A 16,486-nucleotide genomic window follows, 5' to 3' on the forward strand; every position below is an offset into this window, starting at 1 on the left:
CTCACTCGGGTGGACTTACCGCCGCTCCACCGGTTCACGATTGGCGCATTTAGCTCTTTCGTGTTCGTATCCCTGGGGTCACCAATGCGGACACGGCCAAAGGGAGTTCGAACTTCATGCGCAGGAATATTGCCCGGACGGTATCGGGCGTGGTGATCGTGGCCGGCCTGGTCGCCGCGTGCGGCTCCGAGGGCGAGAACGGTGCGGCTGGAACATCTGGCGCGAATGGAACCGCTTCAAGCGCGGCCGCTGCGCCGTCCTCCGGCGACGGGGCCCCGGCTTCTTCGGGAGCGGACGCGGGTCAGGCCGGCGGCGAGGCGGCGCAGAAGGTGACCGCGGCGATCCAGCAGGCACTCCAGCAGTCGCCGATCGCCTTCACCACGGAAAGCGCCGAACTGTCCGAAAAGAGCAAGGCGGCACTCGGCGAGATCGCCAAGGCCATGCAGGGCAACGACGTGAAGATCATGGTCGCCACCCACGCGGGTTACCCCGACGCGGAAAAGTCCAAGGCGCTCTCCGAAAAGCGCGCCGAAGCGATCACCGCCGCGCTCGAAGGAGCGGGCGTGGCCGAGGACCGCGTCAAGACCGAGGCGACCGGCAACGAAAAGGCGCAGGGCGACAAGGCGTTGGACACGCAGATCACCGTCGCCCAGTGACCCTCGACGGAAGCGCGGGTGGGCGGAACGATCCGCCTTCCCGCGCTTGTCACTATCTGATCGGCCCGAGCGGTTTTCCCAACTACGGCGACGAACTGATCGCCGCGACGTGGCTGCGTCATCTGGCGCGGACCGCGCCGGAGGCCGACGTCTGGCTGGACACCCATTCGCCGGGACCCGCGCAACTGCTCTTGAACGATCTGCATCCGCGCCTCCGCTGCACGGACACCCTGTGGCGGCTGTGCGGTGAAGCGCCGTCGGACGATCCGTGGGAGGTCGCGCGCTGGGTGCAGTCGGCGGTGGACGACCCCGGGCTCGCGCCGCGGTGGGACGCGGGCATCGACCTCCTCGGCCGGACCGACGTGGTGCACCTGATCGGCGGCGGCTACCTCAACGCGTTGTGGCCCCGGCACATCGGGCTGATCGCGGGCGCCGTGGCCGCCGCACGCCGATCGGGTGCCCGTACGGCCATGACCGGGCAGGGCCTGACACCGTTCCCGCCCGGGGCGACCGACCTCCTCCGCTCACTCACCGACCGCTTCGACGTCGTCGACGTCCGCGACGACCCCTCGGCGGAACTGCTCACCGGCGCCGTCCGGACGTGCGACGACGTCTTCCTGGAACCGCCCGAGCCGAGACCCACCGCGCAGGCGCGCGAATTCGTGCTGTGCGTCCAGTCCGACATCGGCGCCTTCGAGCCGTCCGCGCTGGCCGCCCAGGTACTCGGCTTGCTGCGCGCGTGGGAAGTCCACCCTGAGCAACTCGCCGTCGTCGAAGGGATCCCCCGGGTCGACCGCGCCGTTCCGGCACTGCTGGAACACGAACTCGCCGGCGCGGAATTCCACCCGTTCCGCGACATCTGGCGCCACAGCCTCCCGCTGGCGCCCGGGCAGACCTGGATCTCCAGCCGGTACCACCTGCACCTCGTCGCCGCGGCGGCAGGCGCGACCGGCCTCGCGATGAGCGTGTCGCGCGGGTACTACACGACCAAGCACCGCAGCCTGATCGATCTCGGCTCGGGCTGGACGCCGTTCGACGCCGAGACAGGCGGGACGCCGGACCGGCCGACCGGTAACGGGTTCCCGCCGCACGTCGTCCGGCGGTCCCGGGACTTGAAACTCTCGGTCGCGAAGGCGGTGTACGGAAGTCCGGTGGCCGAGGCGGCACAGCCCGCGACGCGACGCCTCGCCCTGCGCTCATGGCGGACCCGGTCGAGCTAGCCGGATGATGCGTGATTGGAGCCGGATCTCGCGTGCTTGAAGCCGTAAGACACGCGGTGCGAGAGTTCCGCCTTCAAGCACGCGAGTTACGCCTCCAATCACGCGAGTTTCGCCTTCAAGCACGCGAGTTACGTCTCTGATCACGCGAGATCGTTCGTGTCACCGGCTGAGGGAGGGCACCGCCTCGGCGTCCGAGACGCTGTCGGCCGACCGCGCCACCGGAACCCGGGCCTTGTCCGGCGCCGCCAGGCTCCAGACCGCCACCACGGCCAGGTTCACCCCGAGTGACACCAGCCCCGCGTTGAAACCGCCGAACGTCGCGCCGGTGACGTACAGGACGATCGCGGTGAGCACCCCGGTGACCATCCCGGCGGCCACCGCGGCGGTCCGCACCCGACGCACGAACAGGATCGCGAGCCAGCCGGGGACGACCTGAGCCAGCAGGTTGTAGGTCAGGTTCAGGATGGTGAGCATCAACGTCGACGCGACGAGGGTCAGTACCGCCGCCAGCACCAGGAAACTCGCCACCGCGACGACCGTCCACCGCCGTTGCGCCGCGGCCGGGACGTTCGGCGCGATGTTGCGGCAGACCATGCCGCCGATGGTGAGCGCGGTCGCGGCGAGCACCAGCACGCCCGACAGCGCGGCCCCGGCGGCGACGAGGCCCAGCAGCCAGTCCGGCAGCAATCCCTTGGCTGTCACCATGAACACCGTGTTCGGGTTCTCCAGATCCGGATGCGCGCGCACGCCGTAATAGGCGGCCAGCACCAGGAACGGGTAGATCAGCATGTACATCGGCATCCACACGGTCGAACTCTTCACCGCGCGTTCGGAACGGGCCGGGAACACGTAGGCGCCACCGAAACCGAGGTAGAACACGATGCTCTGGAAGAGGATCGTCGTCATCGCGAACGTGAGTTCCGAACCGCCCATGGTGGTCTGTGCCGCGCTCAGCACCTCGGGTCCGCTGACCTTCGCGGTGCCGCCTGCGGCGATCACGACGGCCACCCCGACGAGCACGACACCGAGCAGCATGAAGAAATCCTTGAGGATCGAGACGAACGCGGGCGACCGCACCCCCGAGACGGCGATGTAGACGAACGCCACGATGCCGGCCAGCACCACGCACTGCACGGGATCCAGCGGCAGCCCCAGATTGCCGAGCACCACCTGGAGGCCGATGAACTGGTACTGCCCCCACGGGATCAACGCGATCAGCATCGTGACGCAGGTGATCAGCTCGAGCCGCCTGCTGCCGAAATGCCGTCCGAACACGTCGGGCACGGTCATCGCGTCGTACCGTTTCGCCGCCCGCCACACCAGCGGCGCCAGGAAGTAGCCCAGTGAGTACGCGAGCAGGATGTAGCCGAGGAACCAGATCCCGTAGCTCGCGCCGTGCGCGTAGATCCCGCTGGGGAACCCGATCATCGTCCCGATGCTGTACACCTCGCCGACCGCGAGGAAGTACACCAGCCACGCCGGGAACGACCGGCCGCCGACGAGGAACTCCGAGATCCCGCCACCGCGCGTCGACCGTCCCGCCCACACCGCGAGCCCGATCGAGCCCGCCATCACCACCGCCACGATCGCGATCAGCATCAGTCGTCCTCCGGGTAGTGGGCGCGGTCGAAGAAACGCCAGCTGATCCACAGGCACAGGGTGGTCAGCGGGCAGCAGCAGAACACCCAGAAGAACAGCACCGGAATGCCCAGCACCGATGCCGTCGATCCGGAGAGCAGCAGAATTCCCGCCAGCAGGGCGAAAGCGGGAACGAACAGTCCGATGAGGACACTTGGCCAGCTGCGGATCATCGTCCTGCCCCCGTCGCCTCGCGCCGCCAGACGACCTCGCCGCCGCTGACGGTGGCGTCCACGGTCAGCTCGCGGATCCGGTCCTGGTCGATCGTGGTCGGATCGCCGGACAGCACCGCGAGATCGGCGAGCTTCCCGACCTCCAGGCTGCCCTTGACGTTCTCCTCCCCCGCCAGATAGGCGGCGTCGATCGTGTAGCCGCGCAGCGCGGCGTCCACGTCCACGGCCTGTTCCGGGCCGAGCACCTTGCCCTGCCTGGTGATCCGGCGTACCGCACACCAGATCCCCTCCAGCGGCGGCACCGGGGTCACCGGCGTGTCCGAATGCAGTCCGAAGTGGATTCCGCGCGAGCGGGCCGAGACCAGCGGGCTGATCCGGCGCGCCCGCTCGGGGCCGAGGAAGACGTCACGATGCCGGTCTCCCCAGTAGTAGACGTGTTTGACGAAGAACGACGCGAGGATGTCGTGGGCGGCCATCCGGTCCAACTGGTCTTCGCGCACCGTCTGGCAGTGTTCGATCCGATGCCGCCTGCCGGTTCCGCTCGGTGACCCCAGCCGCGAGTAGCCGTCGATGATCGCGTCGATCGCCGCGTCCCCGTTGCCGTGCACGGCGACCTGCCAGCCCACCGCGTCGAGCGCCGCGATCCGGCGGCCGAGGTCGGCGGGTTCGAGCAGCATCATGCCGTGCTCGTCCGGGTCGCACGTGTAGCCCTCCGCGAGGCATCCGGTCTTGCCCTGGATCGACCCGTCCGCGACGATCTTGACGCCGGTCATCGCGAACTTGTCGTCCACGCGGGCTTCCGGAGCTTCCGGGTCGCCCTCGTCGAGGCCGGGAAGCAGGCCGTCGAACAGGTAGCCGCGCACCCGGACGCGCAGTTTCCCGGCCCGCCGCAACAACGCGTACGCCTCAAGTTCCGCCGCTCCGCCGATGAGGCCGATCCCGGTGTCGTGCACGGAAGTCACGCCGTTGGCGAGGTATTCCTCGTCGGCGAGCAGCAGGGCTTCGGCCAGTTCGCCCGCGCTCTGACCGGGCAGCCGGGACGTGACGAGGAAGGCCGCCGTCTCGACGAGCACCCCGGTCGGCTCGCCCCGGGCGTCCCGCACGATGAGCCCACCGGGCGGATCCGGGGTCTCGGCGGTGATCCCGACTTCGCGCAGGGCGAGCGAGTTCGCGGTGCAGAAATGCCCGGAAACATGGGTCAGGACCACGGGATTGCGACCGGAGACGGGGTCGAGGTCCGCGCGCGTCGGATGACGGCCGTCCGCGAGCAGTGTGTCGTCGTAACGGAAACCGCGGATCCACTCCCCCGGTCCGAGGTCCTTGGCCGCCTGGGCGACCCGGCCGGCGATGTCGGCGATGGTGTCGTTGGGCGGGCTGCCGGCGTCGACCGGCGCGGCCAGTGTCATCCCGAAGAACGCCGGATGGTTGTGGGACTCGACGAAGCCGGGGATCACCGTGCGCTCGGCCAGGTCGAGCACGGTCGTCTCCGGGCCGATCAACCGCGAGATCTCCCGTTCGGCCCCCAGCGCGGTGATCCGCCCGCCGGACGCGGCCAGCGCGCGGACCCGTCTCCCCGCCGCGTCCAGCGTGAGCACGGTGCCGCCGAGCGCGACGAAATCGGCGGCATTCCGGGGATCTTCTCGAACGAACTCCACCACACGGACCTCCTGGCGACGTGTCCTGGCTCACGAAGGATCCCCAGACAGTGCGGCACATCTGGCCGCCTGAACAGGTCCAGAACGCTCCGGTGCGGTGGTACCAGTTGCGCGGTTCAGCCGCCGAGCAGGTCGCGGCAGGCCTCGCCGAGCAGCCGGATACCGGGGTCGATGTCGCGCAACGGCACCGCCGCGAAACCGATCCGGAAGTGGTTGCGCGGCGGCTCGTCCCCGACGAAGAAGATGTCGCCGGGCTCGATCAGGACGCCGTCGCGCTCGGCGCGTTCCATCAGCGCCCGGCAGTCCAGTTCGGACGGCCCGGTCATCCAGAGACTGACCCCGCCCGGCGGATACGCCGTCTGCGTCCACGGCAGGTGTTCGGTGACCGCGGCGCAGGTCGCCTCCCATTTCCGCATCAGCTTCGTGCGGTACCGCCGCAGGGACCGGTGGTACTCGCCGCTGTCGATGAGCAGTGCCAGCGCCCGCTGGAGGTGACCGGGCGGATGCCGCAGCACGTACCGCCGGATCTCCCGCAGTTCCCGCACCAGCTCACGCGGCCCGACCAGGTACCCCAGCCGCAGGCCGGGTGAGAGGAACTTGGAGAAGGTGCCGAGATAGATCGCATCGCCGGTGCCATCGAGCGCCTTGAGCGCGGGCGTGGGGCTGCCGTGGTACCGGAACTCGCTGTCGTAGTCGTCCTCGACGAGCACCGTGCCCGCACTCGCGGCGAGGCTGAGCAAGCGACGGCGGCGGCCGATGCTCAACGTCGCGTTCGTCGGATGGTGGTGGCTCGGAGTGAGATAGAGCAGGTCGACGCCGTCGAGTGTCTCCGGCGGGCGCAGGCCGCTCTGGTCGACGTCGACGCCACGCAGCCCGGCGCCGGTGCGCAGGAAGATGTGCCGGGCGTCGAGATACCCCGGGTTCTCCATCGCCACGACGCTGTCCGGTCCGAGCAGGGCGCGGCCGAGCAGGTCGAGCCCCTGCTGCGAACCGACGGTGATCAGCACCTCGGCCGGGTCGGCCTCGATCCCCCGCGCGGTGAGCAGCTGACGGCAGATCAGGTCGACCAGCATCGGGTCGTCCGAACCGACGCTGTCCTGGAGGCTCGGGAACACGTGCGGCCGGTACAGCGCGTCGCGCAGGCAGCGGGTCCACGACCGCGCCGGGAACGCGGTGACGTCGACCTGACCGGCGAGGAACGGGTACGGATAGGTGTGCCAGTCCACGCGTTTCTCGATATGTGGCACCCCGGCGTCCGGATACCGGCGCACCCGCGCGCTCCAGTCGATGGCCGGGCTGGTGCCGCGCTCCTGCACCGCGCAATGTGGCCGCATCTCCGCGTTGATGAACAGGCCGCTGCGCTCCCGGCTCTCCACGAACCCCTCGGCGACCAGCTCCTGGTAGGCGAGGTTGATGGTGTTGCGGGAAACGCTCAGTTCGGCGGCCAGCTCCCGCGAACTCGGCAGCCGGTGCGCCGGGTCGAACGTGCCGATCGCGATGCCGTGCTCGATCGCGCGCCGCACCTGCCGGTAGAGCGGCTCGGCGGACGTACGGTCGATTTCGATCAACGTTCGCGGCAACGGCACCTCCCTTTCGGCGACGGGGCCGGGATCTGAACCTAGCTCCAGATCCCGGCCCGCACCACCTAGCCGAGCACGTCGTCCAGCGAAACCGAGCCGATTCCGAGAGCCTCGCCGACCGGCGCGGACGTCAGCCGCCCGTCGACCGTGCTGACCCCGCCGCGCAGCTCCGGGCAGCGCGCGAGGGCGCCGGCGAGACCGTTGTTCGCCAGCTCCAGCGCGTAGGGCAGCGTGACGTTCGTCAGCGCGTAAGTCGAGGTGTGCGGAACCGCGCCGGGCATGTTGGCGACGCAGTAGAACACCGAGTTGTGCACGGCGAACGTCGGTTCCGCGTGCGTGGTCGGCCGCGTGTCCTCGAAGCAGCCGCCCTGGTCGACGGAGATGTCGACGAGTACGCTGCCCGGCTTCATCCGGGAGACGAGGTCGTTCGACACCAGGCTCGGCGCCTTGGCACCGGGCACGAGCACCGCGCCGATCACGAGGTCCGCCTCGAGCACGGCCTCCTCGATCGAGTACGCGTTGGCCGCGGCGGTGCGGATCCGGCCCTGGTACATCCGGTCGGCGGCACGGAGCTTGTCGACGTTCTTGTCGAACAGGACGACGTCGGCCCAGGTCCCGGCCGCGCCGGCGACCGCGTTCATGCCCGCGACACCGGCGCCGAGTACGACCACCCGCGCCGGGGCCACCCCGGAGACACCGCCGATGAGCACACCCCGTCCGCCATTGGCGCGCATCAGCGTCTGCGCGCCGACCTGCGGGGCCAGCCGTCCGGCGACCTCGCTCATCGGGAACAGCAGGGGCAGAGAACCGTTCGGCAGCTGCACCGTCTCGTAGGCCACCGACGTCGTGCCCGCGTCCAGCAGCGCCCGTGTGCACGGCTCGCTCGCGGCGAGATGCAGGTACGTGAACAGCAACTGGTCGCGCCGCAGCCGGTGGTACTCCTCCGCGATCGGCTCCTTGACCTTGAGCACGAGGTCTCCGGTCGCCCAGACGTCGTCGGCGCTGTCGAGTACCTTCGCCCCTGCCGCGGCGTAATCCTCGTCGCGCACGGAGGAACCTTCGCCTGCTCCACGCTCGACGAACACCTCATGCCCGGCCGAAGTGAATTCGTGCACGCCCGCGGGCGTCACCGCGACCCGGTACTCGTGGTTCTTGACTTCACGAGGGACACCGATCTTCATCTCACGCTCCCGTCTGTTCCAAAGGCAATGACGCTGAGCGTGCGGCACGGCTGGAACGGCCAGAAGTGCCAGAACCCACGCGTTCGACGGGTCCAGTTCACCGCTCATAGCGTTGGACTATGACGTCTTCGCCGGATACCGGCTTCCGGCGTTCGCAAACCGGCTCCACAATGGACTTGTGGGAACCCTGGCCATGACCTCGCTGGCGGCGGCGGCCGGGGTGGTCGCCCAGCGCCTTTCCGGGATGGGGCTTTCCCTGCTGTGCGTACCGTTCCTGGCGCTGGCGCTGGGTCCGCTCGACGCCGTCCGGCTCACCCTGCTGCTCGGCTTCCCGGTCTATCTCGCGGTCGCGATCACCCATTGGCGGGCGATCAGATGGGCACAGGTCGCGTGGCTGACCGTGCCCGCGGTGGTGTTCACCCCGGTCGTCGCGCTCGTGGTCCGCGGTGTCCCCGCGCGGCCGCTGCTGCTCGCCGCGGGCGGCTGCTGCGTCCTGGCCGTCGGCGTGCTGGCCAGCGGCATCACCAGCAGACGGCTCGCGGGCAGGACAGGCGCTGTCGGCGCGGGCGTGCTGAGCGCGGCGATGAACTCCGTCGCCGGGCTCTCCGGCCCCGCCGTGGCGGTGTACGGGGCGAGCGCGGGCTGGGGCGCGGACGAGACACGCGGGACGCTGTCGATCTACTTCTTCCTGCTCGGCCTGGTGGCGTTGCCCAGTCTCGGCTGGGTGGAGGTGCCCATGAGCGTGCTCCTCGCGGTCGCGGTCGCCGCGCTCGCCGGCGACCTGCTGGGGCGGGCGCTGAGCCGCCGGGTCGGCGAACGGTCCGTCCGCTGGTCCGTTCTGGTGCTTTCGGCGGCGGGTGGCGCGCTGACGCTGGCGCACGCCGCCTGAAGGCGCGGCTCGGTCCCGACCCGCTCAACGCTGGCGTCCGTGAAGGGCCCCTTCACTACCCTCAGGGTAGTGAAGGGGCCCTTCACGGACACCGTCGGCCAAAGAAGATGCCGGTCCCGTTGGTCGTGAGTGGCGATTCGGCTTAGAACCCGAATCGCCACTCACGACCAACGGGACCACGCACCCACACTCACCGCCACCCGTTGCGAAAGCCACCTTCGCGACATGCTTCAGAGCAGCTTCCGCAACGCCTCCCGCAGCGCGGCAAGAGCGGCCTCGGGCTCATCCCAGAAGATCATGTGCCCCGCCTCCGGGATCTCGGCGAACTCGGCCGACGGATTGCACTCGGCCGCTTCAGCCGCACCAGCGGCGGTGACTACCGGGCTCGCGCCGCCGTAAAGGAAGTAGGTCGGAGCGGGCACCTTCGACCAGTCGTCGAAGAAGTCCTCGGATTCGAACCCGGCGTGGGTGGCGACGATCGCGGAGCGGGAGCACGAAGACAGCCAGCGGGCACGCAATTCCTGTTCCCGGCGCGGCCATCGCGGCCAGGACCGGGCCACCTCGTCGGCGTCGGTGCCCCGGCGGGCCTGCGCGAGTTGCCCGAGGAAGGCGTCGAGAGTGGTGGGATACGGCGCCCGTCCGGGACCGCTCAGCGGAGGGTCGGCCAGCACCGTGCCCCGAAGTGGCCGGGTAGTGGCGGCACGCGCGGCGATCCGCGCGCCCATGGAGTGTCCGAACAGGATCGGATCACGCAGCCCGAGTCCGTCCACGACCGCCTCGACGTCCGCGGCGTAGCTTCCCAGGTCGTAGTCGGGCGCGTCATCGGACAGCCCGCGCCCGCGGACGTCGAGCACGAGTGGCCGCACGAGATCGGTGAGTTCCCGTGCCACGAAGTCCATCGTGACCGCGGGGCTGGTGATCCCCGGCAGCACGAGCACCGGGACGCCGTCGGCGGGACCGTAGTCGAGCACGTGCAGCCGGACCGGGCCCGACGTCACCCAGCGGCTGGTCGCCGGAACGTCGCCGAGATCCGCCAAGGCGGGTTGACCGAGCGTGCGGCGATCCAGATCCGCGAGATACGCCAGGGCCTCGTCGAGATCGACGACGTCCGCGTATTTCGCTCGCAGGTCGAACAAAGCGGCATCGTGCGGTCCCTGCGCGCGGTCACCGCAGGCTTCCCGCACGACGAGCGTATTGAAGCCGGATTGGACGGCGTCGACGGCGGTCGCGCGGACACATCCCGAAGTGGTCGCGCCGCAGACGACGACGGTGTCCGTGCCCAGGCTCGTGAGGAGTGCCGCCAGCGAGGTCCCGTGGAACGCCGACGCGCCCTTCTTCAGGATCAGATGGTCGCCCTGCCTCTGGTCTAGCCGCGGGTCGAGGGCGACCGCTTCGCTTCCTTCGCGCAGCGCTCGCATCCCGGGCGCTTTCCGGAGCCACGCGACGGCGTCGCCGTCCGCTTCGGCGGGTGTGTAGGAGATCGCGGTGTAGATCACCGGCACGTCCCGCCGCCGGGCTTCGGCGACGAGAGCGGCGGTCGCGGTCACCTCGGCGGTGAGGTCGGCTCCGGACGGGAAGCCGGGTTCGGTGAACCCGCGGGTCAGGTCGACCACGACCAGGGCCGGGCGCGATCCGCGCGGCACGCTCGCGCCGAAACCGGCTCGGTCGTACACGCTGTCGAGACGTTCATCGACGGGCACGCTGCAACTCCTTGATCAGTTTGTCCTGAGTACGGATCCGGCCCAGCAGCCAGCCCTGGAACAACCCGAGGGCCGCGGCGGCCGCGATCACGCCGTAGAGTTTGACGTTGTCGGGAACCAGCATCGCCAGACCGTCGAGAGCCTCGCCGCCGCCGGCCGGAGCGGGTTTCGCCACCGGCGCGGGCCGCCCTTCCAGCTGGTCCGCGAGATTGCGGGCGAACTGGTCGAGCAGCCGGGTGGAGACGGCGCCGATCGCGCCCTTGCCGAATTGGGCGAGCTTGCCGCGGATCGACAGATCGGTGCGCAACTCGATGGTGGCGCCGCCGGGTGCCTCGCGCACGGTCAGCGTGACGTCGGCCTCCGCGTCACCGTTGCCGTGGGCGTCGGCTCCCCTGGCCACCAGCCGCAGGCTGCGGTCGGCGGGGGTGACGTCGGTGAACCGCACGGTGCCCGAGTAGGCCGCGGTGATCGGGCCGACCTTGACCTTGACGCGGCCGAGATAGGCGTCGTCATGCCGCCCGTCGAGGATCGCGCCCGGCAGGCAACCGGCCACCCGTTCGACGTCGTTGATCAAGGCGAAGACCGCGTCGGGTCCGGCCGGGACGGACAGTTGGTTTTCCAGGATCACGCTGTCGCCTCCTTCTTCGCGGCGTGGCACCGGCGGGTCGCGGTCGCCTCGATCGCGTCGACGATCGTCTGATAACCGGTACAGCGGCACAGGTTCGCCGAGACGGCCTCGCGGATCTCCTCGCGGCAGGCGTCCGGCCGCTGGGCGAGGAATCCTTCGGCCAGCATGAGGAATCCGGGCGTGCAGAAGCCGCACTGCAGACCGTGGTGCTCGCTGAAAGACCGCTGCAGATCGGAAAGTTCGCCGTCCTGCCCCAGCGATTCGACCGTGCGGATCTCGGCCGTCTCCGCCTGGACGGCGAACATCAGGCACGCCCGCACCGGCTCGCCGTCGACGAGGACGGTGCAGGCGCCGCAGACCCCGTGCTCGCAGCCGACGTGGGTGCCGGTGAGCCCGAGGTCGTGGCGCAACACATCGAGCAGGGTCTTGCGCGGCTCGACGAGGGCCTCGTGCGACTCGCCGTTGACGTTCAGGACGATCAGGTGCCGGTCGCTCATGATGGGACGCTCACTTCCTGGTGGATCTCCGCGTCGAGCGCGGCGAGCACGGTCTGCGGGTGGACCGGGGTCGTGTCGAGTTCGACCCCCGTACGGCGCAGCGCGTCGTTGATCGCGTTCAGCACCGCGGCCGGCGCGCCGATGGTGCCGCCCTCCCCCGCGCCCTTCGCGCCGTTTTCCGTGAAGGCGCAAGGGGTTTCGAGGTGGGTCACGGTGATGTCGGGGATCTCCGTCGCGGTCGGGACGAGGTAGTCGATGAAGCTCGCGGCCGACGGTTCCCCATTGCCCGCGTAGGTGATCTCCTCGAACAACGCGCCGGCGATGCCCTGCGCGATCCCGCCGCGGCACTGGCCGTCGACGACCTGTGGATGGATCACCACGCCGCAGTCCTCCACGCAGGCGTAGCGCAGGATCCGGATCTGGCCGGTGCCCGGATCCGCCTCGACGACCACGGCGTGCGTGGCGTTGGAGAACGTGCCGTCGCCGGGCACGTCGAAGCTCGCCGTGGCCGTCAACGTCGGTTCGACGTCCTTGGGCAGCAGATGACTGCGCAGGTAGGCCACGTCGGCGATCTCCTCGAACGACGCGCGCCGCTCCTGGTCGTCGATCTGGACGACGCCTCCGTCACCGTCGAGGCGGACGTTGTCAGGACTCGTTTCGAGCAGGTGCGCGGCGATCCTGCACAACAGTTCGCCCAGTTTCCCGGCCGCGAGGGACACCGCCGAGCCCCCGATCGTCACCGAGCGGGAGGCGAAGGTCCCCCATCCGTAGGCGATGCGCTCCGTGTCGCCCTGGCGGAGCTTGACCTGGTCGAGGTGCAGGCCCAGCCGGTCGGCCACGATCTGCGCCAGCGTCGTCTCGTGGGACTGGCCGTGGTTCATGGTGCCGCTGGTGACCACGACGGAGCCGGTGGTGTCCATCCGGATCTCGGAGATGTCGAAGCCGGGGACCACGGCCATCTTCCGCTTGGCGAAGGCGCCCGAGCCGTATCCGGTCCGCTCGGAGAAACAGCAGTAACCGATGCCGATGTGCCTGCCCTCGGCGGCGGCACGGTCCCGGATCTCGTACCACCCCTCGTCGCGGATCGCCGCCTCGGCGAGTTCGAGCGATTCGCGGTAGGTGCCGGGGTCGTAGGTGATGGCGTTGACGCCGGTGTACGGGAACTGCGTGATCACGTTGCGCCGCCGGATCTCGACCGGATCGAGGCCGAGTTCCCTGGCGGCGCGTTCCATGACCCGTTCGATCGCCATCACGTACTGAGGACGGCTGACCCCGCGGTAGGGCGCCGTCGGTGCCTTGTTACTCGCGATGGCGCGGGCACGAACGCGGTACTCGGGCACCTGGTACACGCTCGGCATCTCGGCCGACGCCATCAGCGGCTCGATACCCGCGGTGAACGGGTAACAGGAGTACGCGCCCATGTCGCAGACGACGTCGACGTCCAGCGCGGTGATCCGCCCGTCCTCGTCGAACGCCGCCAGCGTGCGGTAACGCTGTTCCCTGGCAAGGAATCCGGCCGTGAGCGCCTCGCGCCGGTCTTCGATCCATTTCACCGGCCGGTTCAGCCGCCGGGCCGCCGCCGCGACCGCGATCTCTTCGCGGCCGACGACGCATTTCTGACCGAAACCCCCGCCCATGTCCGGAACGGTGACCCGCACGGTGCGTTCGGGGACCCGCAGCGAACGGGCCATCGCCGTGCGCACCTGATGCGGCACCTGCGTGCACATCTGGACGAGCAGCTGGTCGTCGCGGTCGTCCCAGGAGGCGACCACTCCCCGCGTCTCGAGCGGGAGCGCGTTCTGCCGTCCGCTCTTCGTGACGACTTCGACCACGCGGCCGCCGCCCGCGCGGGCCGCCTCGAACGCCGCGTCGACACCGGGTGTGTCGAACATCGAGACGTCGACCAGCACGTTGCCGGGCGCCTCGTCGTGGACGAGCGGCGCGTCCGCGGCGAACGCCGACTCCTCCGACACGATCGCCCCGAGCGGCTCGTAGTCCACCACCGCTGCTTCGACGCCGTCCTCGGCGCTGTACGGATCGCGCGCGACGACCAGTGCCACCGGTTCGCCGGTGAACCGCACCTTCTCCCTGGCGAGGATCGGCATCGCGGTCGGCGAGAACTCCTCGGGCGGGCGGTCGAGCAGGGCGACGATGTCACCGAGATCGAGGTCGGCTGCCGTGTAGGCGGCGATGACGCCGTCGACCGCCAGAGTGGCCGACAGATCGATCCCGGTGATCGTGCCGTGCGCGACCGTCGAACGGACGAAGGCCGCGTGCAGCATCCCGGGCTGCTGGATGTCGTCGACGAAGCGGCCCCGGCCGGTGAGCAACCGGGGATCTTCGCGCCGGGGCACGGACGCGCCGACCCAGCGGCCGTTACGCCCGTCGAACCGCGGAGTCATCGCGTTTCTCCTTTCTCCCAGGCCTCGTGCAGCGCCCGGGTGACGAGGGTGCGCGCCAGCCGACGGCGGTAGGCGGCGCTCCCCGCCGCGTCGTCGGGCGGATCGATGGCCGCGGCCGCGGCCTCCCCGCACTCGGCGAACAGGTCCGGTCCCGGGACACCGTCGTCGAGCAGCGCCTCGGCCTCGGGCACCCTGACCGGCGCGGGCGCGACGCCGCCGAGCACGACCCGGCCCCCGTGCTCCGCGTCGATGCTCACGGCGGCGTCGACGATCGCGAAATCGCCGTGGCGGCGGGCGAACTCGGTCAGCGCGGCCCGGGGCGACGGGCGGGTGAAGCGCACCGCGGTCACGACCTCGTCCGGTTCGACGGCCGTGGTGTAGAAGCCGTGGAACATCTCCGCGGCCGGGATCTCCCTGGGCCCGCCCGGACCTTCGGCGACGATCACCGCGTCGAGCAGCAGGGCCAGCAGGCACCACTCCGCGGTCGCGTCACCGTGGACGACGCTGCCCGCCACCGTGCCGCGGGACCGGATCGGCAGATGCCCCACCCACCGCATCGCGCGGGACAGCACGGCGAAATCCGGTCCCAGCTCGGCGACCTCCACCGCCCGATGGGTGACCATCGCGCCGATCGTGAGGCTGGAACCGTTACGCCGGAACGAGTTCAGCGCCGGTTCCCGCCGCAACGGGCCCAGATCCACCAGCGCCGTCGGCCGGGCGAGCCGGAAGTTCATCATCGGCATCAGGCTCTGGCCGCCGGCGATGAGTTTCGGGTCCTCGCCCGCCGCGGCGAGTTCGCCGAGCAGGCCGACGGCGTCGGTGACGTCGTGGGCCCGGTGGTACCGGAACGCGGCGGGCTTCACAGAGCCGGCCTGGTCTCGGCGGCAGGCTCGGCCGGGTCGACGATCCGGTCGAGTTCGCGGCCGCGGGTCTCCGGCGCGCCCGTCATCATGAACACGGCCGCGGCCACCACGAGCACACCCAGCACGGTGAAGGTGAGCGGCAGCCCGAGCACCGGCCACAGCACGCTGCCGAACAGCAGGGGCGCGAAACCGGTGATCGCCCGGCTCGACGACGACGCCCAGCCGAACCCCGAAGCCCGGAGTTCCGTCGGGTACAGCTCGGAGACGTAGGCGTACATCACCGGGATGACCACCAGCGCGAACAGGCCGAACGCGCCGATCGCCACGACCGCCGCGGCAGGCGTGTCGAGCAGCAGGGAGAACACCACCAGCGACAGTGCGGTGAGCGGACCGGCGACCATGATGATCCGCTTGCGGCCGACCTTGTCGACCAGGAGCACGGCCACCGCGACACCCACGATGCCGGTCGCGTTCATGAGCGCGGTCGACGCGAAGGCGGCGATCTCGCCGAATCCCTGCGCCCGCAGGATGGACGGCATCCAGCTGAGCGCGGCGTAGTAGACCAGCATGACGCTGATGAACAGCGACCACGCCACCGCGGTGATCCGCGGGTTGAACGCCCACACCCGGCGCAACTGATCGAACGCGGCCGCGACCGCGCCACCGCGGGTGTCCTCGACCACCGCGGGCGGGACCGAGTAGGGCTCCGGTGTCGCGCCCGTGCGGCGCACGAGATCGTCGATCACGGCGCGTGCCTCCGCCTCGCGCCCCTTGCGCACCAGGTACAGCGGTGATTCCGGGACGCCACGCCGCACCCAGAACAGCAGCAGCGCCGGCAGGATCATCAGCACCAGCATCCAGCGCCAGTTCCCCTCGACCGGGAGCAGCAGCGTCGCGGTGACGGCGGCCAGCGTGGTCCCGATCGGCCACCAGCCGTCCATCGCGGACAGCACCCGGCCTCGATGGCGGCGCGGGGAGAACTCGCTGACGATCGCGTAATCGACCGGGATACAGCCGCCGAGTCCGATACCCGCCAGGAAACGCAGGGCAAGGAACGTCTCGACGTTCGGGGCGAACGCCCCGAGCACGGAGAACAGCGCGAACAGCAGCAGCGTGACACTGAACGCCCGTTTCCGGCCGATCCGGTCCGCGACCGTGCCCCAGGCGACCGCCCCCACGGCCATGCCGATCAGGTTCGCGGTCGCCACCAGCCCCTTCGCGCCGGCGGACAACCCGAATTCCGCCCCGACCAACGGGGTGAGGAATCCGTTCAGCGCGACGTCCCAGGCGTCGAACATGTAGCCCAGCCCGCCGATGAGGAAGATCTTTCCCTGCACGCTCCAACGCCAGGGCAGGTCCTGGACGATCTGATCACCAGTACGCATGAACCACTCCGATGCGATT

General features: G+C 70.1%; 14 protein-coding genes. 3 read left to right on the forward strand and 11 right to left on the reverse strand.

Annotation, left to right across the window (positions count from 1 at the left end; translation table 11 throughout):
• The first annotated feature begins 116 nt into the window (after positions 1 to 116).
• Entirely contained in the window at positions 117 to 656 is a 540-nt protein-coding gene (locus tag AC0685_RS06395) for an OmpA family protein (protein ID WP_478224620.1), read from the forward strand.
• Positions 653 to 1,876: a polysaccharide pyruvyl transferase family protein gene (locus AC0685_RS06400; RefSeq protein ID WP_478224621.1), complete on the forward strand. Its 1,224-nt coding sequence runs from the start codon at positions 653 to 655 to the stop codon at positions 1,874 to 1,876. The genes AC0685_RS06395 and AC0685_RS06400 overlap by 4 nt, the downstream gene beginning before the upstream one ends.
• A 159-nt stretch (positions 1,877 to 2,035) precedes the next feature.
• Here the strand turns inward: AC0685_RS06400 and AC0685_RS06405 are convergent, their stop codons facing one another.
• The 5 genes from AC0685_RS06405 to ald all read right to left on the reverse strand — a co-directional run bounded on the left by AC0685_RS06405 (position 2,036) and on the right by ald (position 8,103).
• Entirely contained in the window at positions 2,036 to 3,475 is a 1,440-nt protein-coding gene (locus tag AC0685_RS06405; protein WP_478224622.1) for a sodium:solute symporter family protein, read from the reverse strand.
• Complete coding sequence (locus AC0685_RS06410; RefSeq protein ID WP_037339284.1) at positions 3,475 to 3,687, reverse strand: DUF3311 domain-containing protein; 213 nt, start codon at positions 3,685 to 3,687, stop codon at positions 3,475 to 3,477. The genes AC0685_RS06405 and AC0685_RS06410 overlap by 1 nt, the downstream gene beginning before the upstream one ends.
• A complete protein-coding gene (locus AC0685_RS06415) occupies positions 3,684 to 5,345 on the reverse strand; it encodes an amidohydrolase (RefSeq protein WP_478224623.1) in 1,662 nt (553 codons plus the stop codon). Before AC0685_RS06415 ends, AC0685_RS06410 begins: the two co-directional genes overlap by 4 nt.
• 113 nt (positions 5,346 to 5,458) lie before the next feature.
• Positions 5,459 to 6,922: a MocR-like pyridoxine biosynthesis transcription factor PdxR gene (gene pdxR, locus AC0685_RS06420; protein WP_478224624.1), complete on the reverse strand. Its 1,464-nt coding sequence runs from the start codon at positions 6,920 to 6,922 to the stop codon at positions 5,459 to 5,461.
• 65 nt (positions 6,923 to 6,987) lie between these two features.
• Entirely contained in the window at positions 6,988 to 8,103 is a 1,116-nt protein-coding gene (gene ald / locus AC0685_RS06425; RefSeq protein WP_478224625.1) for an alanine dehydrogenase, read from the reverse strand.
• Between the two features lie 178 nt (positions 8,104 to 8,281).
• Between ald and AC0685_RS06430 the strand changes: the two genes are divergently transcribed.
• Positions 8,282 to 8,992, forward strand: coding sequence for a TSUP family transporter (locus AC0685_RS06430; protein WP_478224626.1), 711 nt, complete (start codon positions 8,282 to 8,284; stop codon positions 8,990 to 8,992).
• A gap of 230 nt (positions 8,993 to 9,222) precedes the next feature.
• Here the strand turns inward: AC0685_RS06430 and AC0685_RS06435 are convergent, their stop codons facing one another.
• The 6 genes from AC0685_RS06435 to AC0685_RS06460 are packed head-to-tail and all read right to left on the reverse strand — an operon-like array spanning position 9,223 to position 16,467.
• A complete protein-coding gene (locus AC0685_RS06435; protein ID WP_478224627.1) occupies positions 9,223 to 10,692 on the reverse strand; it encodes an isochorismatase family protein in 1,470 nt (489 codons plus the stop codon).
• A complete protein-coding gene (locus AC0685_RS06440) occupies positions 10,679 to 11,320 on the reverse strand; it encodes an SRPBCC family protein (protein WP_478224628.1) in 642 nt (213 codons plus the stop codon). Before AC0685_RS06440 ends, AC0685_RS06435 begins: the two co-directional genes overlap by 14 nt.
• A complete protein-coding gene (locus tag AC0685_RS06445) occupies positions 11,317 to 11,817 on the reverse strand; it encodes a (2Fe-2S)-binding protein (protein ID WP_340688410.1) in 501 nt (166 codons plus the stop codon). Before AC0685_RS06445 ends, AC0685_RS06440 begins: the two co-directional genes overlap by 4 nt.
• A complete protein-coding gene (locus tag AC0685_RS06450; protein WP_478224629.1) occupies positions 11,814 to 14,219 on the reverse strand; it encodes a xanthine dehydrogenase family protein molybdopterin-binding subunit in 2,406 nt (801 codons plus the stop codon). The genes AC0685_RS06445 and AC0685_RS06450 overlap by 4 nt, the downstream gene beginning before the upstream one ends.
• Positions 14,216 to 15,082 (reverse strand): FAD binding domain-containing protein, encoded by an 867-nt coding sequence (locus AC0685_RS06455; protein WP_478224630.1) that lies wholly within the window; start codon positions 15,080 to 15,082, stop codon positions 14,216 to 14,218. The genes AC0685_RS06450 and AC0685_RS06455 overlap by 4 nt, the downstream gene beginning before the upstream one ends.
• The gene (locus AC0685_RS06460) at positions 15,079 to 16,467 is read right to left on the reverse strand and encodes an MFS transporter (RefSeq protein ID WP_478224631.1); all 1,389 of its coding nucleotides are present in this window, start codon (positions 16,465 to 16,467) and stop codon (positions 15,079 to 15,081) included. The genes AC0685_RS06455 and AC0685_RS06460 overlap by 4 nt, the downstream gene beginning before the upstream one ends.
• Positions 16,468 to 16,486: the final 19 nt, after the last annotated feature.

The sequence above is a fragment of the Amycolatopsis sp. NPDC043889 genome (genome assembly GCF_056435645.1).